15 protein-coding genes, 1 tRNA gene, 2 pseudogenes and 2 riboswitches are annotated in these 20,567 nt (G+C 65.5%); of the genes and pseudogenes, 8 read left to right on the top strand and 10 right to left on the bottom strand.

What is annotated here, in order from left to right:
* Positions 1-85: 85 nt before the first annotated feature.
* The 3 genes and pseudogenes from DIE02_RS36205 to DIE02_RS29770 all read left to right on the top strand — a co-directional run.
* A pseudogene (locus DIE02_RS36205) lies at positions 86-399 on the top strand (hypothetical protein); the annotation flags it as partial.
* Positions 396-680 carry a type II toxin-antitoxin system RelE/ParE family toxin gene (locus DIE02_RS29775; RefSeq protein WP_124486847.1) on the top strand — a complete coding sequence of 95 codons (285 nt, stop codon included), beginning with the start codon at positions 396-398 and terminating at the stop codon, positions 678-680. The pseudogene DIE02_RS36205 and the gene DIE02_RS29775, both read left to right, overlap by 4 nt.
* Before the next feature lie 28 nt (positions 681-708).
* A pseudogene (locus tag DIE02_RS29770) lies at positions 709-843 on the top strand (VapC toxin family PIN domain ribonuclease); the annotation flags it as partial.
* A 66-nt stretch (positions 844-909) separates the two neighbouring features.
* Here the strand turns inward: DIE02_RS29770 and DIE02_RS29765 are convergent.
* The 7 genes from DIE02_RS29765 to DIE02_RS29735 all read right to left on the bottom strand — a co-directional run bounded on the left by DIE02_RS29765 (position 910) and on the right by DIE02_RS29735 (position 10,330).
* Entirely contained in the window at positions 910-2,298 is a 1,389-nt protein-coding gene (locus DIE02_RS29765; protein ID WP_124486848.1) for an L-serine ammonia-lyase, read from the bottom strand.
* Between the two features lie 30 nt (positions 2,299-2,328).
* Positions 2,329-3,468 carry an alginate lyase family protein gene (locus DIE02_RS29760; RefSeq protein WP_124486849.1) on the bottom strand — a complete coding sequence of 380 codons (1,140 nt, stop codon included), beginning with the start codon at positions 3,466-3,468 and terminating at the stop codon, positions 2,329-2,331.
* Positions 3,469-3,620: 152 nt separating this feature from the next.
* A complete protein-coding gene (gene gcvP / locus DIE02_RS29755; RefSeq protein WP_124486850.1) occupies positions 3,621-6,548 on the bottom strand; it encodes an aminomethyl-transferring glycine dehydrogenase in 2,928 nt (975 codons plus the stop codon).
* Positions 6,549-6,607: 59 nt separating this feature from the next.
* Positions 6,608-6,988, bottom strand: coding sequence for a glycine cleavage system protein GcvH (gene gcvH, locus DIE02_RS29750; RefSeq protein ID WP_044848374.1), 381 nt, complete (start codon positions 6,986-6,988; stop codon positions 6,608-6,610).
* A 126-nt stretch (positions 6,989-7,114) separates the two neighbouring features.
* Positions 7,115-8,233, bottom strand: a complete 1,119-nt coding sequence (gene gcvT, locus DIE02_RS29745) for a glycine cleavage system aminomethyltransferase GcvT (protein WP_124486851.1) — start codon at positions 8,231-8,233, stop codon at positions 7,115-7,117.
* Positions 8,234-8,319: 86 nt separating this feature from the next.
* Positions 8,320-8,453, bottom strand: a riboswitch (glycine riboswitch).
* Between the two features lie 31 nt (positions 8,454-8,484).
* Positions 8,485-8,588, bottom strand: a riboswitch (glycine riboswitch).
* A 120-nt stretch (positions 8,589-8,708) separates the two neighbouring features.
* Positions 8,709-9,077 carry a hypothetical protein gene (locus DIE02_RS29740; RefSeq protein WP_044848372.1) on the bottom strand — a complete coding sequence of 123 codons (369 nt, stop codon included), beginning with the start codon at positions 9,075-9,077 and terminating at the stop codon, positions 8,709-8,711.
* Positions 9,078-9,277: 200 nt separating this feature from the next.
* Positions 9,278-10,330 (bottom strand): oxidoreductase, encoded by a 1,053-nt coding sequence (locus tag DIE02_RS29735; protein ID WP_044848371.1) that lies wholly within the window; start codon positions 10,328-10,330, stop codon positions 9,278-9,280.
* A gap of 494 nt (positions 10,331-10,824) precedes the next feature.
* Between DIE02_RS29735 and DIE02_RS29730 the strand changes: the two genes are divergently transcribed.
* Positions 10,825-12,912, top strand: coding sequence for a UvrD-helicase domain-containing protein (locus DIE02_RS29730; RefSeq protein ID WP_124486852.1), 2,088 nt, complete (start codon positions 10,825-10,827; stop codon positions 12,910-12,912).
* Between the two features lie 97 nt (positions 12,913-13,009).
* Here the strand turns inward: DIE02_RS29730 and DIE02_RS29725 are convergent, their stop codons facing one another.
* Positions 13,010-13,909 carry a cytochrome c5 family protein gene (locus DIE02_RS29725; protein WP_124486853.1) on the bottom strand — a complete coding sequence of 300 codons (900 nt, stop codon included), beginning with the start codon at positions 13,907-13,909 and terminating at the stop codon, positions 13,010-13,012.
* 265 nt (positions 13,910-14,174) lie between these two features.
* On the opposite strand from DIE02_RS29725, the gene DIE02_RS29720 reads away from it, so the two are divergent.
* Positions 14,175-14,250: transfer RNA gene (locus DIE02_RS29720), tRNA-Arg, on the top strand.
* 175 nt (positions 14,251-14,425) lie between these two features.
* Here the strand turns inward: DIE02_RS29720 and DIE02_RS29715 are convergent.
* Entirely contained in the window at positions 14,426-14,935 is a 510-nt protein-coding gene (locus tag DIE02_RS29715; RefSeq protein WP_124530099.1) for a hypothetical protein, read from the bottom strand.
* A 320-nt stretch (positions 14,936-15,255) separates the two neighbouring features.
* On the opposite strand from DIE02_RS29715, the gene DIE02_RS29710 reads away from it, so the two are divergent.
* Together DIE02_RS29710 and DIE02_RS29705 are read left to right on the top strand one after the other, a co-directional pair.
* The gene (locus tag DIE02_RS29710) at positions 15,256-16,878 is read left to right on the top strand and encodes an AAA family ATPase (RefSeq protein ID WP_124530098.1); all 1,623 of its coding nucleotides are present in this window, start codon (positions 15,256-15,258) and stop codon (positions 16,876-16,878) included.
* 35 nt (positions 16,879-16,913) lie between these two features.
* Positions 16,914-18,134: a hypothetical protein gene (locus DIE02_RS29705; protein WP_124530097.1), complete on the top strand. Its 1,221-nt coding sequence runs from the start codon at positions 16,914-16,916 to the stop codon at positions 18,132-18,134.
* A gap of 19 nt (positions 18,135-18,153) precedes the next feature.
* On the opposite strand, the gene DIE02_RS29700 is transcribed toward DIE02_RS29705, so the two are convergent.
* Positions 18,154-19,332, bottom strand: a complete 1,179-nt coding sequence (locus tag DIE02_RS29700; RefSeq protein ID WP_175874055.1) for a site-specific DNA-methyltransferase — start codon at positions 19,330-19,332, stop codon at positions 18,154-18,156.
* A 245-nt stretch (positions 19,333-19,577) separates the two neighbouring features.
* Here DIE02_RS29700 and DIE02_RS29695 point away from each other — a divergent pair, with 245 nt between their 5' ends.
* The gene (locus DIE02_RS29695; RefSeq protein ID WP_124530096.1) at positions 19,578-20,480 is read left to right on the top strand and encodes an HNH endonuclease; all 903 of its coding nucleotides are present in this window, start codon (positions 19,578-19,580) and stop codon (positions 20,478-20,480) included.
* The last annotated feature ends 87 nt before the right edge of the window (positions 20,481-20,567 follow it).

Genomic DNA, 20,567 nt, shown 5'->3' with positions numbered 1-20,567 from the left:
ATTACGCCTGTTGTCGGGGCGCCGGCACGCTGGCCGATGAAAAGTGTCGGAACGCGGGGAGCTCGGGGGCGTGGATGTTGCACGCGACGTGCGGGTGTTTCGCCGCTTTGAAACGCTGGTCGGCTTTCTGCGCGACATCGGTATCAGCCGTTTCGATGTGGATGCGTCGGAGTTCGACCCGGATGCGGCCGGCCGGGCGACCCGGCCCGATCGGGCGGCCGCGATGAGGGCGGCACACGAGGCGGCGGCCCACGATCGCTGGTTTCGCGAGCAGGTGCAGCAGGCGCTGGACGATCCGCGCGCGTCGATTCCCGACGCGGAGGTGAGCGCCGACTCTTCGCGTCGCGCCGTGCGGCGCTGCGTGAACGGCTCGCGGGCAGGCGAGGGGATGCTTCTTGACCTTCGCGCTGCACTGGAATCCGAAGGCGTACGAGGATCGCGCCGCGATCATGGACTACATCGGCGAGGACGACCCGCAGGCCGCAATCGAACTCGACGAACCGCTGGAACAAAGGGCCGCCACGTTGCCGGCCCGTGCAGAGCTGTATCGGCAAGGGCGAGTGGCCGGCACGCGCGAACTGGTGGTCGCGCCGAACCACGTGCTCGTGTATCGCATCAGACCGGCTGAGGGGATCGTCGAGATCCTCCGCGTGCTGCATGCGCGACGGCAGTGGCCGTGATGCCCGATATCCGCAAGTCGGCGTCGAGCAGCGGAAGAAGGATCATCTCGACAAGCTGATCGCCGCGCATGCGGTGTCGCTCGACGTCGCGCTCGTGACCAACAACGAGCGGGATTTCGTCAGCTATCCGGGATTGCGGCTGGAGAACTGGCTGAACGATTGATGGCGGTGATGGTGTCCGACGGTCATGCGTGATATCGATCCACCCGCATGACCGCCGGACCCTGCATCAGCACTCGACGATATTCACCGCCAGCCCGCCGCGCGACGTTTCCTTGTATTTCGTCTTCATGTCGGCGCCCGTCTCGCGCATCGTCTTGATCACCGAGTCGAGCGACACGTAGTGCGAGCCGTCGCCGCGCAGCGCCATGCGCGCCGCGTTGACCGCCTTCACCGACGCCATCGCGTTGCGCTCGATGCACGGGATCTGCACCATCCCGCCGACCGGGTCGCAGGTGAGGCCGAGGTTGTGCTCCATCCCGATCTCGGCCGCGTTCTCGACCTGGCGCGGCGTGCCGCCGAGCACGGCCGCGAGCGCGCCGGCCGCCATCGAGCACGCGACGCCCACTTCGCCCTGGCAGCCCACTTCCGCACCCGAAATCGACGCGTTGAGCTTGTACAGGATGCCGATCGCGGCGGCGGTCAGCAGGAAGTCGATCACGCCCTGTTCGTTCGCGCCCGGCGTGAAGCGCGTGTAGTAGTGCAGCACGGCCGGGATGATGCCGGCCGCGCCGTTGGTCGGCGCGGTGACGACGCGGCCGCCGGCCGCGTTTTCCTCGTTGACCGCGATCGCATACAGGTTGATCCAGTCGACCATCGACAGCGGATCCTGCAGCGCGCGCTCCGGATGGCCGGTCAGCGCACGATACAGCTGCGGCGCACGGCGCTTGACCTGGAACGGGCCGGGCAGGTTGCCGTCGGCTTCCGGGTTGCCGATCCCGCAGCCGCGCGACACGCACGACTGCATCACGGCCCAGATCTTCAGCAGCCCGTCGCGCGTCTCTTCCTCGGTGTGCCACGCGCGCTCGTTTTCCCACATCAGCTGCGCGATCGACTTGCCGGTCGACTCGGTCAGCGCGAGCAGCTCGGCGCCGGTGCGGAACGGATGCGTCATCTGCTCGGCCGCGCTCAGCACCTTCGTGTTCGGCGCACCGGCCGTCACGACGAAGCCGCCGCCGACGGACAGGTAGGTGCGCTCGACCAGCACGTCGCCGTTCGCGTCGGACGCGCGCAGCTTCATGCCGTTCGGGTGCTCGGGCAGCGCCTGCCGGTAGAACGCGATGTTCTCCTTCAGCACGAACGGCACCGGATGCGTGCCGAGCAGCGCGAGCTTCTTCGACTTGCGGACGTCTTCCAGACGCGCGTCGATCGTCTCGGGATCGACGGTGTCGGGCGCGTCGCCGAGCAGGCCGAGCATCACGCCGCGGTCGGTGCCGTGGCCCTTGCCGGTCGCGCCGAGCGAGCCGTACAGCTCGACCTTCACACTGGCCGTCGCGTCGAGCATCCCGTCGCGCTCGAGGCCCTGCACGAACATCAGCGCCGCGCGCATCGGTCCGACCGTATGCGAACTGGACGGGCCGATGCCGATCTTGAAGAGGTCAAACACGCTGACTGCCATCTTGATACCTGCCTTGCTTTAAGAATAATGCTAGCGCGCCTGCAATGGCAGGCACGCGGCGAGCCATGCGGGCGGCATGGGGGAGAGTTGCCGCGCGACGCGCGCATAGCGCCCGTCGAGACGCGCGGCCAGATGAAAGAGTTCGGTGGCGTTTTTCGGGTCCCACTGCCCCGTATAACCCGGCAAGCCGGCCTCGCGGCGCTTCGCGTCGAACGGCACCGGCGAATTCACGAATTCCTCGTGCGTTTTCTCGCCGAGCGCGTACGGCACGAGCCAGTCGAGCGCGGCCGCGAGCGTCGCGCCGTTCGCGCCGCGCTCGCGCAGCCAGTTGCGGTTGAAGCGGCGCGCGGCGAGCGCGGCCGTCACCAGCGGTTGCAAGTCGTACACCGCGTAATGCAGCGCATCGCGTTCCTCGAAATCCCAGGTCTTGCCGTCCGGGCCGATGTTGTCGGCGAGATGCTCGACGAACAGCCGCTGCGCGGCGTTCATCATCTTGCGGTCGCCGAGCGTGAACGCGGACAGCGCGATCAGCTTGATCCGGTGGCTCTGCCAGTTGTTGCGCCAGGTGCCGGCGAGCGGGCGCTTCTGTGCGTCGATCTGCGCGACGTAACCGGCGCCGAGCTTCGCGATGAACGCCGCCGTCGCGTTACGCGTCTTGACCGGCAGCGCGCTCGCCGTCATGTCGTACGCGATGATCAGGCTGTCGAAGCGCGTCTCGTCGATCGGGTTGAAGCCCGGCTGATAGGTCGACACCCACGCGGACAGGAAGCGGTCGACGAGCTGCAGGTAGCGCGGCGCATTGGTCACGCGCCACGCGAGCGCGGCATCGCGCATCAGCTCCATGTCCTTCAGCGCATCGACGCTCTGGTCGTAGATGCCTTCGTGCGGCAGCGTGCCCTCGGTGTGCACGCGCGCCATTGCCTTCGGCTGCTCGCCGATGCGCGCGTCGACGCTGCGGATCAGTGCCTGCACGCCCGGCTCGGCCTGCGTCGTCTCGCTCGCCTGCAACGCGGGCGCCGCGCAGAAATTCATCGCCGCGCGCGCGCTGCCGGCCGTGCCGAGGCCGGCGGCCAACGACAGCGACGCGACGAGCAGCGGCACGACGCGGCGCGTGCGCGTGCGCGGCCGCTCCTGCGTGGCACCCTGGCCCGGAAACATCGGACGCACCATGCGGAACTCCTTGATTGGCTGAATCGCGTGTGATGTTAGCCGGATTGGCGGGCAAGCGTGAATCGATCGGGCAGGCAGCGGACGCAAAAACCGCACGCAACCGAGGGTTGCGTGCGGTGTGGTCACGGCCGGACTCCGGAGCGCGGCGAGCGTTATGCGTAGTCCGACACCGGCACGCACGAGCAGAACAGGTTGCGGTCGCCGTAGGCGTTGTCCGCACGGCCGACCGGCGGCCAGTACTTGTTCGTGCCGAGCGACGCGACCGGGTACGCCGCCTGCTCGCGCGAGTACGCGTGCGGCCATTCGTTCGCGGTGACGACGGCTGCCGTGTGCGGCGCGTGACGCAGCGGGTTGTCCTCGCGGTCGGCGCGGCCTTCCTCGACGGCACGGATTTCCTCGCGGATCGCGATCATCGCGGCGATGAAGCGGTCGAGTTCTTCCTGCGATTCCGATTCCGTCGGCTCGACCATCAGCGTGCCCGGCACCGGGAAGCTCATCGTCGGCGCATGGAAGCCGTAGTCCATCAGGCGCTTCGCGACGTCGTCGACGCTGATGCCGCTCGTTTCCTTGAGCGGGCGCAGGTCGAGAATGCACTCGTGCGCGACCAGCCCGCCCGGGCCCGAATACAGCACCGGATAGTGCGGCGCGAGGCGCTTCGCGATGTAGTTCGCGTTGAGGATCGCGGTTTCCGTCGCGGCGGTCAGGTTCTTCGCGCCCATCATCGCGATGTACATCCACGAGATCGGCAGGATCGACGCCGAGCCGTACGGCGCGGCCGACACCGCGCCGATGCCGTCTTCCGCACGCGCGTAGCCGGTCGAACGCTGGTTCGGCAGGAACTTCGCGAGGTGCGCGCCGACCGCGACCGGGCCGACGCCCGGGCCGCCGCCGCCGTGCGGGATGCAGAAGGTCTTGTGCAGGTTCAGGTGCGACACGTCGCCGCCGAACTGGCCCGGCGCGGTCAGGCCGACCATCGCGTTCATGTTCGCGCCGTCGACGTACACCTGGCCGCCGTGCGCATGCACGATCTCGCAGATCTCGCGGACGTTCTGCTCGAACACGCCGTGCGTCGACGGATACGTGATCATGATCGCCGCGAGATCGTTCGCGTGCTGCTCGGCCTTCGCCTTCAGGTCGGCGATGTCGACGTTGCCCTGCGCGTCGCACGCGACGACCACGACCTTCATGCCGGCCATGTGCGCCGACGCCGGGTTCGTGCCGTGCGCGGAGGCCGGGATCAGGCATACGTCGCGATGCGCTTCGCCGCGCGATGCGTGGTAAGCGTGGATGATCAAGAGGCCCGCGTATTCGCCCTGCGAGCCGGCGTTCGGCTGCAGCGACACGGCCGCATAGCCGGTCGCGGCGACGAGCATCTGCTCGAGCTGGTCGATCATCTCGCGATAGCCGACGGTCTGCTCGGCCGGCGCGAACGGGTGGATCCGGCCGAATTCGGGCCACGTGACCGGCAGCATTTCCGACGTCGCGTTCAGCTTCATCGTGCACGAACCGAGCGGGATCATCGAGCGGTCGAGCGCGAGATCCTTGTCCGACAGGCTGCGCAGGTAGCGCAGCATTTCGGTTTCGGAATGGTGGCGGTTGAACACGTGGTGCGTCAGGTACGCGCTCGTGCGCTCGAGGCCGGCCGGCAGCACGGCGACGCCGCCGAGGCCCGCGTCCAGCGCGTCCACGGCCGGCGCGGTGCCGCCCGCGGCCTGCGCGAACACGGCGAGGAGATCGGCGAGGTCGTCGCGGGTCGTCGTTTCGTCGACCGACACGCCGACTTGCGTGTCGCTCACGCGACGCAGGTTGATGCGCTTGGCCTTCGCGAATTCGTGGACCTGCGCGGTGCGCGCGCCGGTATCGATCGTCAGCGTGTCGAAGAACGTGTCGTTGACGGTCGCGAAGCCGAGCTGCTTCACGCCGGCGGCGAACAGCGCCGCGATGCGGTTCACGCGCAGCGCGATCGTCTTCAGGCCGTGCGGGCCGTGGTAGACCGCGTACATGCTCGCCATGATCGCGAGCAGCGCCTGCGCGGTACACACGTTCGACGTCGCCTTCTCGCGGCGGATGTGCTGTTCGCGCGTCTGCAGCGCGAGGCGCAGCGCGGGCTTGCCCTGCGCGTCGACGGTCACGCCGACCAGGCGGCCCGGCATCTGGCGCTTGAATTCGTCACGCACGGCCATGTACGCGGCGTGCGGGCCGCCGAAGCCCATCGGCACGCCGAAGCGCTGCGTGTTGCCGACCGCGACGTCCGCGCCCCATTCGCCGGGCGGCGTCAGCACGGTCAGGGCGAGCAGGTCGGCCGCGACGACCACATGGCCGCCGGCCGCGTGGATCGCTTCGGTGAGCGCGCGGTAGTCGCGCACGTCGCCGTATACGCCCGGGTACTGGAGCAGCACGCCGAACGCGTTGGCCTGCGCGGCGTCGGCCGCCGGGCCCGTCTTGACCTCGATGCCGATCGGCAGCGCGCGCGTGCGGATCACTTCGAGCGTCTGCGGCAGCACGTCGTCGGCGACGTAGAACACGTTCGACGCCGGCTTGCCGGTGCGCTGCAGCAGCGTCATCGCTTCGGCCGCGGCGGTTGCTTCGTCCAGCAGCGATGCGTTCGAGATCGCGAGGCCCGTGAGGTCGGCGACCATCTGCTGGAAGTTCAGGAGCGCCTCGAGGCGACCCTGGGAAATTTCGGGCTGGTACGGCGTGTAGGCCGTGTACCACGCCGGGTTTTCGAGCACGTTGCGCAGGATCACGGCCGGCGTGTGCGAGTCGTAATAACCCTGGCCGATATACGAGCGGAACACCTGGTTCTTGTCCGCGAGGGCGCGCAGCGCGGCGAGGGCTTCGGCCTCGCTCTTCGGTTGCGCGAACGGGCCGAGCGGCAGCGTTTCGGCGCGGCGGATCGAGGCCGGGATCACGGCGTCGATCAGGGCGGCGCGCGACGCGAAGCCGAGCGTGTCGAGCATGGCCTGCTGGCTGGCGGCATCGGGGCCGATGTGGCGTTCTGCGAACGCGTCGTGCGTTTCGAGCGCGGCGAGCGAGAGGGGCGTGCGGTTCATCAGGCGGTCCGGGTGTTCGAGCTTCATGGCGTGACTCTGGTCCCGCGCGGGCCGAGGCCGGCCCCGCGCGGTTCGGGTAAGGAAAATTAGTCGATCAGCTTGCTGTAGGCGTCAGCGTCGATCAGCTTGTCGGTCGAGGCGCCGGCCGCGAGCTTGATCTTGAAGAGCCACACGCCGTATGCGTCGCTGTTCACTTCTTCCGGCGAGTCGGCGGCTTCTTCGTTGATGGCGACGACTTCGCCGGACACCGGCGAGTAGATGTCGGATGCCGCCTTCACCGATTCGACGACGCCGACGGCGTCGCCCGCGTTCACCGACTTGCCGACTTGCGGCAGTTCGAGGAAGACGATGTCGCCGAGCGTGCTCTGCGCGTGATCGGTGATGCCGACCGTCAGCGTGCCGTCGGCTTCGGTGCGGACCCACTCGTGTTCGTCGGTGTACTTCAGATCGGCCGGGACGTTGCTCATCGGATGCTCCTGGATAAAAGGGTGTGTTCGTTATGCTGGCGCGCCGCCGGGGCGCGCCGGGTGTGGTTGCGCCGGGCGCCATTTCCCGGCTTCACGGCAGGCGGCCTCCCGGCCGCCTCCCGGTCGTTACGCAGCGAGGACCTTGCCGTTGCGCACGAACGGCAGTTTTACCACGCGCGCGGGAAGTTGCTTGTCTCGAATCTGCACGTGGACCGTGTCGCCGACCTGGACGGCCGCCGGCACGCGCGCGAATGCGATCGACTCCTGCATCGACGGCGAGAACGTGCCGCTCGTGATCTCGCCTTCGCCGTGCGGCGTGACGACCTTCTGGTGCGCGCGCAGCACGCCGCCCGCCTTGCCGTTTTCCTTCTGCAGGATCAGGCCGACGAACGCGGCGCGCGTGCCGTTTGCCTCGAGCGCGGCGCGGCCGACGAACTCGCGCGGCGCCGACAGGTCGACCGTCCATGCGAGGCCCGCGTCGAGCGGGGAGACGGTGTCGTCCATGTCCTGGCCGTACAGGTTCATGCCGGCCTCGAGGCGCAGCGTGTCGCGCGCGCCAAGCCCGCACGGGCGCACGCCGTTTTGCTGCAGCGCGTTCCACAGCGCTACGACGTGCACGGCCGGGACGATCACCTCGAAGCCGTCTTCGCCGGTGTAGCCGGTGCGCGCGACGGTGAGGTCGCCGAACGGCGTGCCGGCGACCTGCGCGGCGTTGAACGGCTTCAGCTCGCCGGTCGCGGCGCGCGCGGCGGGCACCGTCGTCCAGACCTTTTCACGGGCGTTCGGGCCCTGAACGGCGACGATCGCGAAATCGCGGCGCGGCACGATGGTCAGGCCGTAGCCGCCTTGTTCGTTGAGCTGGTTGAACCACGCGATGTCCTTCTCGGCCGTGCCGGCGTTGACGACGACGCGGAAGAAGTCTTCGGTGAAGTAATAGACGATCAGGTCGTCGATGACGCCGCCCTGCGGATTGAGCAGGCACGAGTAGAGCGCCTTGCCGGGGATCTTGAGCTTGCCGACGTTGTTCGCGATCGCGTGCTCGAAGAACGCGCGCACGCGGCTGCCGGTGAAATCGACGACGCACATGTGCGACACGTCGAACATGCCGGCGTCGGTGCGCACGGCTTCGTGTTCTTCGATCTGCGAGCCGTAGTTGACGGGCATGTCCCAGCCGCCGAAGTCGACCATGCGGGCATTGAGCGCGCGGTGCGCGGCGTTGAGCGGGGTTTGATTCAGTGCAGTCATCGAGGCCTCAGGCAAGGCGCTTGCGCGCGGGTCAGAACGGCCATGTGCCGACCGTCGCGGCCCTGGGGCCTGCGAAACGATCCGGTACATGCCCCTCTGTCCTCGATACCTGAGAGATTGCGCCGCGGCCACAAGCCGGCGAACGCGCGCCCCTTCGGTGGGCAGCCTGCCCGCGCAGCCAATGTGCTGCGGGCTACTGCCGCTCTCCAGAGTGCGGGGAGTGCGGCCCGCGCAATGCGCGGACGGGATTCCCCGACGCGGTCGGTCCTTTTGCCTGAGAGTTTGCGGGTGTGCCCCTTCGGCGGCGCGACCGGCGTTGCTGCTATGCGGTCACACGCTCTCCCGACGCGTGCGGGCGACTGTACGCGAGCGGGTGGGCATTGTCAATTTGAGCAAAAGAATGTCGCTTCGCGACAAGCGGCGGCGTGGGCGCCGCCGCTTCTGCCGGCACCGGCGGGCGCCGGCATGGCCGGGATTACTCGCCGATCGCGCGCGCGGCCGTGTCGAGTTCCTGGTTCAGCACGCGCTGTTCGTCGCCGGACAGGCCGCCGTTGTGCTGGCCCGACATGTCGTTCGCTTCCTGGCGGATCACGTCGAGGCGGTGGTGCAGCTGCGCGCCGTACGGCGGCGGGTAGTAGCCGCCGTTCACGCGCGCGTCGATGCGCCGGTGCAGGTTGTCGATCCGGCCCTGGACCTCCTGCAGGCGATCGTTCGCGACGACCTGCGGATTCGGCCGCGGCGGGGGCGGGGGCGCCTGTCGGGCCGGCCGCTGCGGCTGCACGACACAGGCCGCGAGCGAGGAAACCAGGACGCAGCATGCCGCTGCGCGAATCAACCGTTGCATCACATTCTCCTGACGGTTTGGTGTCGGATCGACTTTTTGAGAAACGCGTCAGACCGGACGACCGCTGACTTTCGTTCCCGCACCATTTGTAACGGAATGTTCGGGATCGTGGCGCCGTGGCGGCTGACGGGGGCGCGCAGCCGGGGCGGCGCGGCGCGAGGTGGCGGCTGCGGCCGGGGCGACGACCCGGCCGGCGGCCGTCAGACTGTGCGACGCACGAACGGTACCCGGCGGCCTTCGTGCTCGCTCTGCGCGGCGAGCTCGATGATCGTCATCACGTCGACGGCGTCCTGCGGCGTGACCGGGAACGGCGCGCCGTCGTGGACCGACGCGGCGAGCGCGCGATAGAACTCCGCGTACTGCCCGTCGAGCGTCGGCACAGGCCGCTCGACCTCGACCTCGCCGTCGAGCACGCGCAGCACGCCGGGCGGGTTGCCGCCGCCGAACTCGACGTGATCCGGCGTGAGGCCGGCCTTCAACTGGTCTTCCTGCGTGTCGAGCCCGAACTTCTGGTAGCTGCCGCGCGTGCCGTGCAGCGTGAAGCGCGCGGGCTCGATCGCCGACAGCGCGCTCGCATGCAGCGCGACGTCCTTGTCCGGATAACCGAGCAGCAGGTGCACGAAATCGGGCGCCGTGCCGTTGTCGCGGCGTGTCTTGACCGTGGCGCTGACCGTTTCCGGCAGCCCGAACAACGCGAGCGCCTGATCGATCAGGTGCGGGCCGAGATCGAGCAGCAGGCCGCCGCCGCGTGCGGGCTCCTCGCGCCAGCGCGTGCGCGGCGTCGGCCGGAAGCGGTCGAAGTGCGACGCGAAATAGGTGAGCCGGCCGAGTTCGCCGGATTCGACGATGCGGCGCACGGTGAGGAAATCGCCGTCCCAGCGGCGGTTGTGGAACGGTGCGAACAGGCGGCTGCGCGCGTTCGCGAGCCGCGCAAGCGCGAGCGCTTCGTCGGCCGTGAGCGTGACGGGCTTGTCGACGACGACGTGGCGGCCGGCCTGGAGCACCTGGCGCGCGAGCGCGAAGTGCGTGTCGTTCGGCGTGGCGATCACCACGCAGTCGATATCGTCGAGGCCGAGCAGCGTGTCGAGATCGGGGACGATGCGGGCGCCCGGAAAGGCGGCGCGCGCGCGATCGGGTTGCCCCGTCGCGATCGCGGCGACCTCGGTGCGGCCGCTCGTGGCGATCACCGGCGCGTGGAACGTCGCGCCGGCGAAACCGAAACCCATCAAACCAATCCTGAGCAATGACGACATGGCAATCCCTGGCTGCGTACGAAACGAAAAGAGGGCGCGCCGCTGGGGCGCGAGGACGACCGGCTATTTTGGCATGGCGCGGCGGCCCGCACCGGCGCGTTCGGCAAAACGCGCGGCACGATGCGGCGCATGCGCGGCCGCAGCCGGCATTTGGCGCGGGACGGGCAGGCGCTGCACTCGGCAGGCCGGGCGGCCGACGCTGCGGCGTGCGGGCCGGGCACTTCCCATCGCGACGGTCGCCCATTGTGACCGATCGGGCCGTGGATGGGGCCGGATTGGCCGTCCGGACAAGGAAGCGAGGGCCGGATCAAGCGCCGAACCGGGAGACGAAAACGACGGCCTGCCCGCCCGGCCCCGTCCGGCGGCGCTCCCGAAAAGCGCGTCGCCGACGTGTTAACATGCGCGTCCTGCCCCGTGTGTCCGCCTGCATTCCAGGCCCGTCGCGCGCGGCATCCTCCCGGCGTTCGCCGTCAACCGCAACATCATCCGCCATCATGTCCGCAGGCCTCAACTCCGCTCAGAACGAAGCGGTGCGCTACCTCGACGGTCCCTGCCTCGTGCTCGCCGGCGCGGGCAGCGGCAAGACCCGCGTGATCACGCAGAAGATCGCGCACCTGATCGAAGCGAAAGGCTTCGAGCCGCGCCACATCGCGGCCGTCACGTTCACGAACAAGGCCGCCGCCGAAATGCGCGAGCGCGTGTCGAAGCTGCTCGAGGGCAAGACGCTCACCACGCCCGGCAAGGAAGGCCGCAAGGTGCCCGTCAACCAGCTCACCGTGTGTACGTTCCACTCGCTCGGCGTGCAGATCCTGCGCCAGGAGGCCGAGCACGTCGGCCTGAAGCCGCAGTTCTCGATCATGGATTCGGACGACTGCTTCGGGATGATCCAGGAGCAGATCGGCACCACCGACAAGGGCCTGATCCGCAAGATCCAGAGCACCATCTCGCTGTGGAAGAACGGCCTGATCATGCCCGAGGAGGCGATGACGATCGCGGCCAACGAGGACGAGCACCAGGCGGCGCTGGTCTACCGCAACTACGTCGCGACGCTGCATGCATACCAGGCGGTCGACTTCGACGACCTGATCCGCCTGCCGGCCGAGCTGTTCGCGAAGAACGAGCAGGTGCGCGACCGCTGGCAGAACAAGCTGCGCTACCTGCTGATCGACGAATACCAGGACACCAACGCGTGCCAGTACGAGCTGCTGAAGTTGCTCGCCGGCCCGCGCGCCGCGTTCACGGCGGTGGGCGACGACGACCAGGCGATCTACGGCTGGCGCGGCGCTACGCTCGAGAACCTCGCGCAGCTCGGCAAGGACTTCCCGAAGCTGCACGTGATCAAGCTCGAGCAGAACTACCGGTCGACGGTGCGGATCCTGACCGCTGCCAACAACGTGATCGCGAACAACCCGAAGCTGTTCGAGAAGAAGCTGTGGTCCGAGCACGGGATGGGCGACTCGATCACCGTCACGCCGTGCAACGACGAGGAGCATGAGGCCGAATCGGTCGTGTTCCGGCTGTCCGCGCACAAGTTCGAGCGGCGCGCGCAGTTCCGCGACTACGCGATCCTGTATCGCGGCAACTTCCAGGCACGGATCTTCGAGCAGGTGCTGCGGCGCGAGCGGATTCCATACGTGCTGTCGGGCGGCCAGTCGTTCTTCGACAAGGCCGAGATCAAGGACCTGTGCGCGTACCTGCGGCTGATCGCGAACGCCGACGACGATCCCGCGTTCATCCGCGCGGTCACGACGCCGCGCCGCGGCATCGGCAACACGACGCTCGAGGCGCTCGGCTCGTTCGCGGGCCAGGCGAAGGTGTCGCTGTTCGAGGCCGTGTACATGGGCGGGATCGAGGCGCGGCTGTCCGCGCGGCAGGTCGAGCCGCTCAGGATGTTCTGCGACTTCATCCAGCGCCTGACCGATCGCGCGGACAAGGAGCCCGCGACCGTCGTGCTCGACGACATGATGGAGGCCATTCACTACGAGGCCTACCTGTACGACGCGTTCGACGAGCGGCAGGCGCAGTCGAAGTGGCAGAACGTGCTCGAATTCCTCGAATGGCTGAAGCGCAAGGGCACCAAGCCCGAGACCGAAGCCGTCGACGGCGAGGCCGACGGCTTCCACAACGCGGACGGGCTTGCGGACACCGGCAAGAACCTGCTCGGCCTGATCCAGACCGTCGCGCTGATGTCGATGCTCGAAGGCAAGGACGAGGATCCGGATGCCGTGCGGCTGTCGACCGTCCATGCGTCGAAGGGGCTCGAGTATCCGCACGTGTTCCTGGTCGGCGTCGAGGAGGGCATCATGCCGCACCGCGGCGGCAGCGAGGACGACGGCCCGATCGACAACGAGCGGATCGAGGAGGAGCGCCGGCTGATGTACGTCGCGATCACGCGCGCGCAGCGCAGCCTCCACCTGAACTGGTGCAAGAAGCGCAAGCGGGCGCGCGAGACGGTCGTGTGCGAGCCGTCGCGCTTCATTCCCGAGATGGGGCTCGACGAAGCGCCGCCGCCCACGCCGGAGGAAGCGCCGATGACGCCGAAGGACCGGCTCGCGAGCCTGAAGGCGCTGTTGCAGAAGTGAGGTGGCGCGCTTCGGCGCTCGGACGCCCCGGCGATCCGGATAAACGAAACCCCCGCGATGCGTGTGCGCCGCGGGGGTTTTTTCTGGCCGGCGAGCGTTACTTCGACGCGTTGACCATGTAGTCGACGGCCGCCTTCACGTCGGCGTCGGACGCACTCGACCCGCCCTTCGGCGGCATCGCGCCCTTGCCGTGCAGCGCGTAGTTGTAGACGGTATCCATCGAGTCCTTCAGGCGCGGCGCCCAGTCTTCCTTGCTGCCGAACTTCGGCGCGCCGAGCACGCCGGCCGCGTGGCACGCCTGGCAGACCTGCGTGTACAGCGCCTTGCCGGCGGAGGCGGCGTCGGCGCTGGTCGGCGCGGCCGCGGGCTTTTCGCCGGCCTTCGGAATCGCGGCGATCGCGGCCATTGCAGCGGCGGCCTGCGCGTTCGATGCATCGGCGCCTGAAGCGCCTGCCGCACCCGCCGCGCCGCTCGCCGCCGGTGCCGCATTGGCGGCCGGGGCAGCCGGTTCGGGGAAGTTCGCGCCGTCGTTGTTCGCCATGTAGACGATCGCACGCGCGATTTCATAGTCGCTGACGTCGTCGGGGCTCGTGCCGCCGCGCGGCGGCATCGCGCCCTTGCCCGACAGCGCCGTTTTCAGCAGCGTGTCGAAGCCCTGCGAGATGCGCGGTGCCCAGTCGTCCTTGTTGCCGAACTTCGGCGCGCCGGCGGCGCCCGTGCCGTGACAGGTCACGCACACGGCCTTGTAGACTTCCTCGCCGGTCTTGTACGTGCGGGGCGCATTGGCGTCCTTCACGTCGACTTTCGCGAGCGGTGCGATCCGCGCGGCGACCTGTTCGTCGGATAGCGCATCCGTGCCCGCGCCCGAACGGAACGCATGGTTGGCATAAGTGGCAAACAGGACGATCAGGGCGATCGGAATCGCGAATGAGGCGATGACGACGGCAATCAGCTGCCCGGGGGTTTTGACGGGAGATTCGTGGGGTGCTTCGCTCATGCTTGCCTCGTCTCCGTGATTAGGAATTGTGAGCGCGGTGCAACGGCAAAATGGCTGGCGATCCAATGAGTCCGGACGATTATAGACGGAACGTTTACATCACGGCGAGCGGCGCGAAGGCGCGTGTTTACCCGCACGAATTGCGGGCCTGACGGGGTTTCGGCGGGCAAGGTGGACGCGTTTTGGGAAACCGGGTATCCTTGCGGTCTTGTCAATGGTGGGCGGCCGGTTTATTGGGGTCGTTTCACTGTCGTCACTGTCATATGCGCCCGTAGCTCAATGGATAGAGTACTGCCCTCCGAAGGCAGGGGTTGCTGGTTCGATCCCAGCCGGGCGCGCCAAAAGTTCGTTTAAATACAGTAACTTATCTGGCGACCTATTTTCAGTCTTTGAGCCGTACGGAAACTGTACGGAAATTCTGACCGCTCCGGAACAGTGTTTCTGTGCTGCCCGTCGTGTTCGCGAGCTCATCCAAGGCCCTTTCGTACTTGAAAAAGGAGTAGCGACAGACGCGTCCTACTCGACTGGGTCAGCATTGTCGATGGTGTCTTGGGTGATCGTCTGGACTGTCTGAGAGACGAACTCGATAAGCCGGTCGCTGTATCGCGGATCTGAGCCAACAAGTGCCGGATCAACGAGCATGGGCACAAGCTTATGCAGGAGCTTGGTGAGCTTGTCGATATGTTTCGTTATCGACGTTCTGTCGGCGACGATAAGCTCGTTCAGGGCTTCGCCATCTTCTTGCCAAAAGTGCAATGTCCGGATTTTCTGAATTGCGACATCGATCCTATTGCTGCGGATTCCGGCGCGCACGATTCCGTCGGCGATCTCCAGTGCGCGCTGCATACTCACTGACTGTTTGCCCTGACGGTATTGCATCAGGATCTCAGCGCTCAGTTGCCGGCCGCTGTTTTCTTTGAGCGATAGGAGATGCGCCAGAGATTGCCAGTCCCCCTTAGCTTGTTGTTTGTGCAGCTTGTACGCATGATCAAGTAGCTGCCCCAGTAGAAGTTTGTGATTCTCCACAACCGGTCTCCTTCTTTGTCGTCAGCTGTATAGCTCACATGGCGAAATCATTCAGTTTCTTCATGCAGATGTTCGCAGCTTAATGGGATCTTGATAAGCGGGTCACGTCGCCCAACCGTCGACAGTAGAGTGACGGAAGACAGGTGGGAGCTCGTAACCAGCGGCGGACCCGCGTAACATGGCAAAAAATTCCGAAGAAAGGGTCCGTTTTGCCATCCTTGCCACGCAACATCTTGGGGGCCGAGACCGCCGCAAAGGCAGCCAGCTCTGCTCCGCTTCGTCCTTTCGCATACACTCGCCGATCGTCGGGAACAAAGGATTTGTCTCTCAAAGAGGAAGTCCTGGAAGAGACCGGCTATTGGGCGAAGCCGAGCGGCGTGAGTAGCAAGCCGCCACGATGGATCGTCCACATTGACGCGACACGCGAGGTTCCTGTCGCCCGGCTTGCGCAAGATTCGTCAGGCATGACGCCTCCCGCTGCGATGACCCCCGGCTACATTAATAACGGCTCAGGCAAGTGCGCGCTCGCGGCGTTCCGGCTGATGCCGGCGGTCAAGCTGGGACCGGCCAGCTATAAGTTTCCGGACGAATGGGAGTGGATTGTGCAGTTCGCATTTGCCAGGGCGTTGCCGGTCGGCACGTCGGGCGATGTCCTGACCGATTTCAACGTCCAGGACAGCACCTTGTCCTACAAGGGCCGCGAGACGCCGAAGACGGCCTATCCCATCGCGCACATCAGTCTGATCAAGACAATGGCCGAGCCCGAGCCAATTCAGCTTGCTTCGGGCGAACTCTTCAGCTACGAAGACGCGACGGCCACGCTGTCGGCCTGGCTGAGCGACGGAAACGCGAACTTCGGCGTTTATTCGGCGGACAGCCAGGAGGACATGGAGCGGCTGCAATACGATCTAGGGTCGGTCTTCGAGGCCGAGGCAGACGCCGAAATCGAGCCAGCACAGAATTTGGAGGTGTTGCCGGCCCCTGACCTCTTCGGCGTTCCGCCGGTCGTCTATAAGCTGATCAACGCCGCCTTGGCCGCTGGTAAGCGCCATTTCGTCTTTCATGGGCCGCCTGGGACTGGCAAGACCACGCTTGCAGAATATGTGGCGGAGCAGATCGCGGGCGATGATTTGTCGGAGGGCGAGGCGCCTTACACGCTGTTGACGGCGTCGTCGTCATGGAGTTCGCAAGACCTCGTCGGCGGGTATCAGCCGCTTGGCCCGGGCAAGATGGGATTTGTGCCGGGCGCCATGCTGCGGGATTTCCACAAGCCGATCATCATCGACGAGCTCAATCGCTGTCCGATCGACAAAGTGATCGGGCCGTTGTTTTCCGTTCTGAGCGGACAATCGACCTCCCTGCCGTATCGAGTGAAGGTCGAAGACGCGACAAGCGAAAACTATCGCATCCTGCCAAAGCCGAACCCTTCCAAGGCAGAACACGAGTTCGCCCCCGGTCCCGCATGGGCGATGCTGTGCACGCTCAATCAGGTCGACAAGTCTCAGTTGGAGCAGATCAGTTTCGCATTGTCCCGGCGCTTCACGTGGATTCGAATCGGCATACCCGAAGACCCGGCGGCCTTCGTCAGAGAACGGCTCGAAAAGCTCGGGTTGCTGAAAGGGGGCGCCGACGCCGCGTTGCCGAATCCGGTCGCGGATTTGTGGGCGATCGTCAATCGTCATCGCGAGCTGGGCGGGGCGCCCGTGATTGATTTCTTGAAGCTTGCCGCCGCGATGGACCCCGACATCGACTTTCTGTCATCTCCGACCCCGGAGACGCAAGAGACCTTCGTCGTGGTGATGGCCTCGACCTTCTTGCCGCTGCTCGACGGCATCAGCCGCGCGGAAGCGATGGATTGCTCGTCGGCGATTGTCTCAGCGTGGGGGCTGTCGGGCGCTGCGTCCGCCGACGTTGAGCAGCGTTTCATGGAGCTTGCGCCCTGAGCATCCCACTTGCCTCCACGCTGTCCGATCATTGCTTGGCCGCGCTCTTGCGCTGCCATCGCTCGCCGCATGGCAATGGATGGGACTCGAAGACTCCACGTGTTGACATCGAGGAGCGCGAGGAGCTTTTGCTGCGCTGGGCGCTTTCTGACGGGGTTCGGCGCATCGCGGAGCGCGTGATCGCAAACCCGCGAGACATTCGATCTTCAATCGCTTTCGAAACGCAGACGCACTCGGGCCAGATACCGGGAGTCGTCGACGCTCGGGCAACGCTCTGCGAGCAGGAACTCTCAGGCGACTCGACTCTCTTTGTTGTGTCCGAGCCGGCACTCTCTGCGCTGACTCGTCGCAACCATGTTCTCGCCTGGGTGCTTCGCGAAGCCGAGTCGCTGGCCCTGTCGGCCATTCGCCGACACAAGCTTGGACCTGACCAGGATTGGATACACGCGCGCGTGGGCCTTCTCGAACGGGCCAGCCGCACCCGGATGCTGCGCGAGGTGATGCTGTCGCCCGCAGGGCGGCGCAGACCGGGCGGGGCTGCGATAAGAGACGCGCGCAAGGGTTTGTCGCTGCTCTATCGGATGGCCGCGGATTCGATGCTTCTGTTTGAAGGCGTCGAGCGCATGGACGTGGATGCGATACGCTCCATTTTGTCGAGCACGCTGGTCGCTCAATTGGAGGACTGGCAGAAGCTCGAATTGGCGACCGCGCTCTCGGCGGCCGAAGCTTTGGCGCAGGAAACGGGCGAACGGATCAGGTGGAAGGGTTCGATTGCCGGAGGGTCCGAGATCGCGACCGTTGGGCGTTATCGAATCAGATGGCAGAATGCGTTGGCCAAACGCGCAGCCGAAAATCTCGACCCGTCCGAAGTCATGGTCAGGGAAGCGGCGGAGGCTCTGAGCGCAGGCATGGGCCTAGCGCGAGCCGACGTCTCGATTCGGGACGCGGAAACCGGAATCGACGTCGCCCACTTCGAATGCAAATGGTTCGGCTCGCCGCTTTCAGCGTCCGCCGCAATCGTCGATGCGATATCCCAGCTTGTGCGATATTGCCGCGATTCTCGGCCCGATAGCGTCGAGCAAGCGCGAACGATGCTTCGCGACTGCGCAGTAGTGTGCTCTGGATTGTCAGGCTTCGAAGAAGCGATGGACGGGGCAAAGCCGGTTGGCCTGACTGATTTTTCAGGAATGGCAAGCGGAGCCTTGATCGCGTGGGCGGCAAGGCTGCATCGCAGGCTTGCCGCCGATCCGATCTAGCGCCAGCAATCGGTGTTTCTTACCTTGTCGCTCCACCGTTCGCGACCAGCGGAACCTCTTCCTCGTCCGCGGGCTGCGAGCAAGGTGTGCTGATCGAATAGTTGGCGGGGCGTGAGCGCGCGGTATCGGTGTCGGACTGAAAGCGAGCCATACCGCCGCGGATATATTCGCTCGACAGTTCAACGCAGGCCCATTTTCGGCGCAGGTTTTCCGCCACCATACCGGTCACACAGGACCCGGCGAACGGGTCGACCACGAGGTCACCCGCGTCGGTCAGCATCCGTATGAAATACTCAGGCAGCAGCGCGGGGAAGCGAGCCGGGTGAATGTCGATCCCGTTCGCTCGGCAATAGTCTTGATATTGCCCATTGCTCTCTGTGTTCGCAATGGCGAGCAAGTTTGGAGGCACCGAACCCCCATTGTCCTTAGAGAATTTTTCCGAAATGTCATGTCCAGACGGCCGCAGCTTCGCCTTGTAGCCGTTCTTCAAAAGCCCCTTCATCGACTCGGAATACGGCGCGAGAACGCGCTTGTTGTTCGCTTTCGGATACGGCGTTTTCGAGAGCCACCACACGCAATTAACGGCGTCTTTGACACGAACACGGCGAATGTTGACCCACTCTGCGGGCGAGGGCAGCTTGGCCGGATTCCACCAGTAGTGCTCTTGAGCAAGGTGGAAGCCAAACTCTTCGCAGAGCATGATCAAGAGCTTGAAGTGATAGAGGGACCGTGTTGGCGTGCCTGGCTTCCAGGCGCCGCCGATGTCGATCACCAAACTTCCGTCGTCGCGCAGCACGCGATTGAACCCCTCCGCGAACGGACGGAACCAGTCGCAATACGCAGCCGCGTCTTCATTCCCGTACGACTTTTTGCGAACCAAGCCGAAAGGCGGCGAGGTCATGATCAAGTTGACGGAGTTGGGCTTTGCACGATGGTGCAAGTATTCGAGCGAGTTGCCGTTGTAAATCTTCCCGAGCTTCGTTTCGTGAGCGATGGAGAACGGGCCATAGCTCTCGCCGTTGATTCGCTCCGGCTTCTTGTCCTGCTTCGCGGCGATGTTGTGAAGATGACGGATGTAGTCGCTCAGCGACTTGAACCCCAACACATTGGAGATTGCCTCCATCTCTTGCCGTTCGTTCAGGGTGAGCCGTAGGCTCGCGATGTTGTCTCGGGGTTCGGAGACATGCGGACGGACCATTCTTTTCCTCTATGTTGCACGCTGGTTTTGCGCACGCATCTAACTGGCAGGTTATTGTATTACGCTAACCTGGATCGGCGCCAGGAATTTCTGAGAGATCCGCTCTGCTTGGGAGCGCGAGGCTAGATTCCTCTATCATTCGACGAAGACCAAAGATCGTCGGGGGAATCGTGGCAAGGCTATCGAAGACTGAACTGCTGGCAAGAGTGTTGGACGGAGTCAGGGAGGGAGGATGGCTCCCGCTGGTGATTGACGGCACGCATCCATTCCTGATCAGGGCAGCCCGCGCGGACAGCAGAAGCTTCGACTTCCGAGTCTATATCTGGAATTGCACGCACGGCGGGGCAAATCGTGCGGATGACGAGTATCGGATTCAGTTCACGAGCGTGCCCCACGGGCACGAGGGGACGCCAACACTGCTTCTCGGATGGCATGACGAACTAGAGGTGTTCGCCGCCTGGGACATCTCGGCCCACGATGGGCAGAGTTCGGCTTCGCCATCCGCGCAGATTCGGGAGCGAACCTTGGAAGCGGCCGCAGGTGGTGCGTTTGCGACCCAGGCTAAGGAAAATGAAATCGTTGTGGCCTTTCGTCCGTTCCTGCTGGTCGACTACGCGCAGTCGACCAGCAGCTTGCATCAAACGGGGCGCGCGCATCGCGACATGAACCTCTTAAACGACCTGGACTCGCTGGATGATGAGCAAATCGCGGCTGTGGCCAATCGTCCGAGGCAAATGGTGATTCGAAGGATCGCTAGGAGATATCGCGCGGCGAATTTTAGCCGCAAGGTCCTCGAGGCTTATGGCCATCGGTGCGCGTTTTGCCGTGTCCAGCTCGGCCTGCTAGATGCGGCTCATATCGTGCCGGTGTCCGCGTCTGGCAGCACCGATGAAGTTACAAACGGCGTGGCTCTTTGCAAGCTTCATCATTTCGCCTACGACTCCAATCTGGTCGCTTTTGACCGCCGATACAGAATCCGTGTCAGCGAGTCGCGCGTGGGAGAGTTGGCAGAAGCCGAGTTGGATGGAGGCATCAGGGGTTTTCGAGATGCCCTTGCGCCAACGCTCGTCCTTCCCGCCAACGTGCGCTATCACCCCAACCCGGCTTACGTGCAAACGGCCCTTCGCGTTAGAGGATGGCGGCCATGATGACGCGGCGGGTAGATGAAGACGGGTTCGCGAAAACAACAGCGGTCGGAACAAACGCAATCACGTTCACGAAAGACGACGCGCGGT

Origin of the sequence: Burkholderia sp. Bp8991, assembly GCF_003853795.1 — a bacterium.
Classification (GTDB): domain Bacteria; phylum Pseudomonadota; class Gammaproteobacteria; order Burkholderiales; family Burkholderiaceae; genus Burkholderia.
The sequence above is the reverse complement of the archived record's forward strand: the minus strand, read 5'-3'. Positions and strand labels throughout refer to the sequence as shown.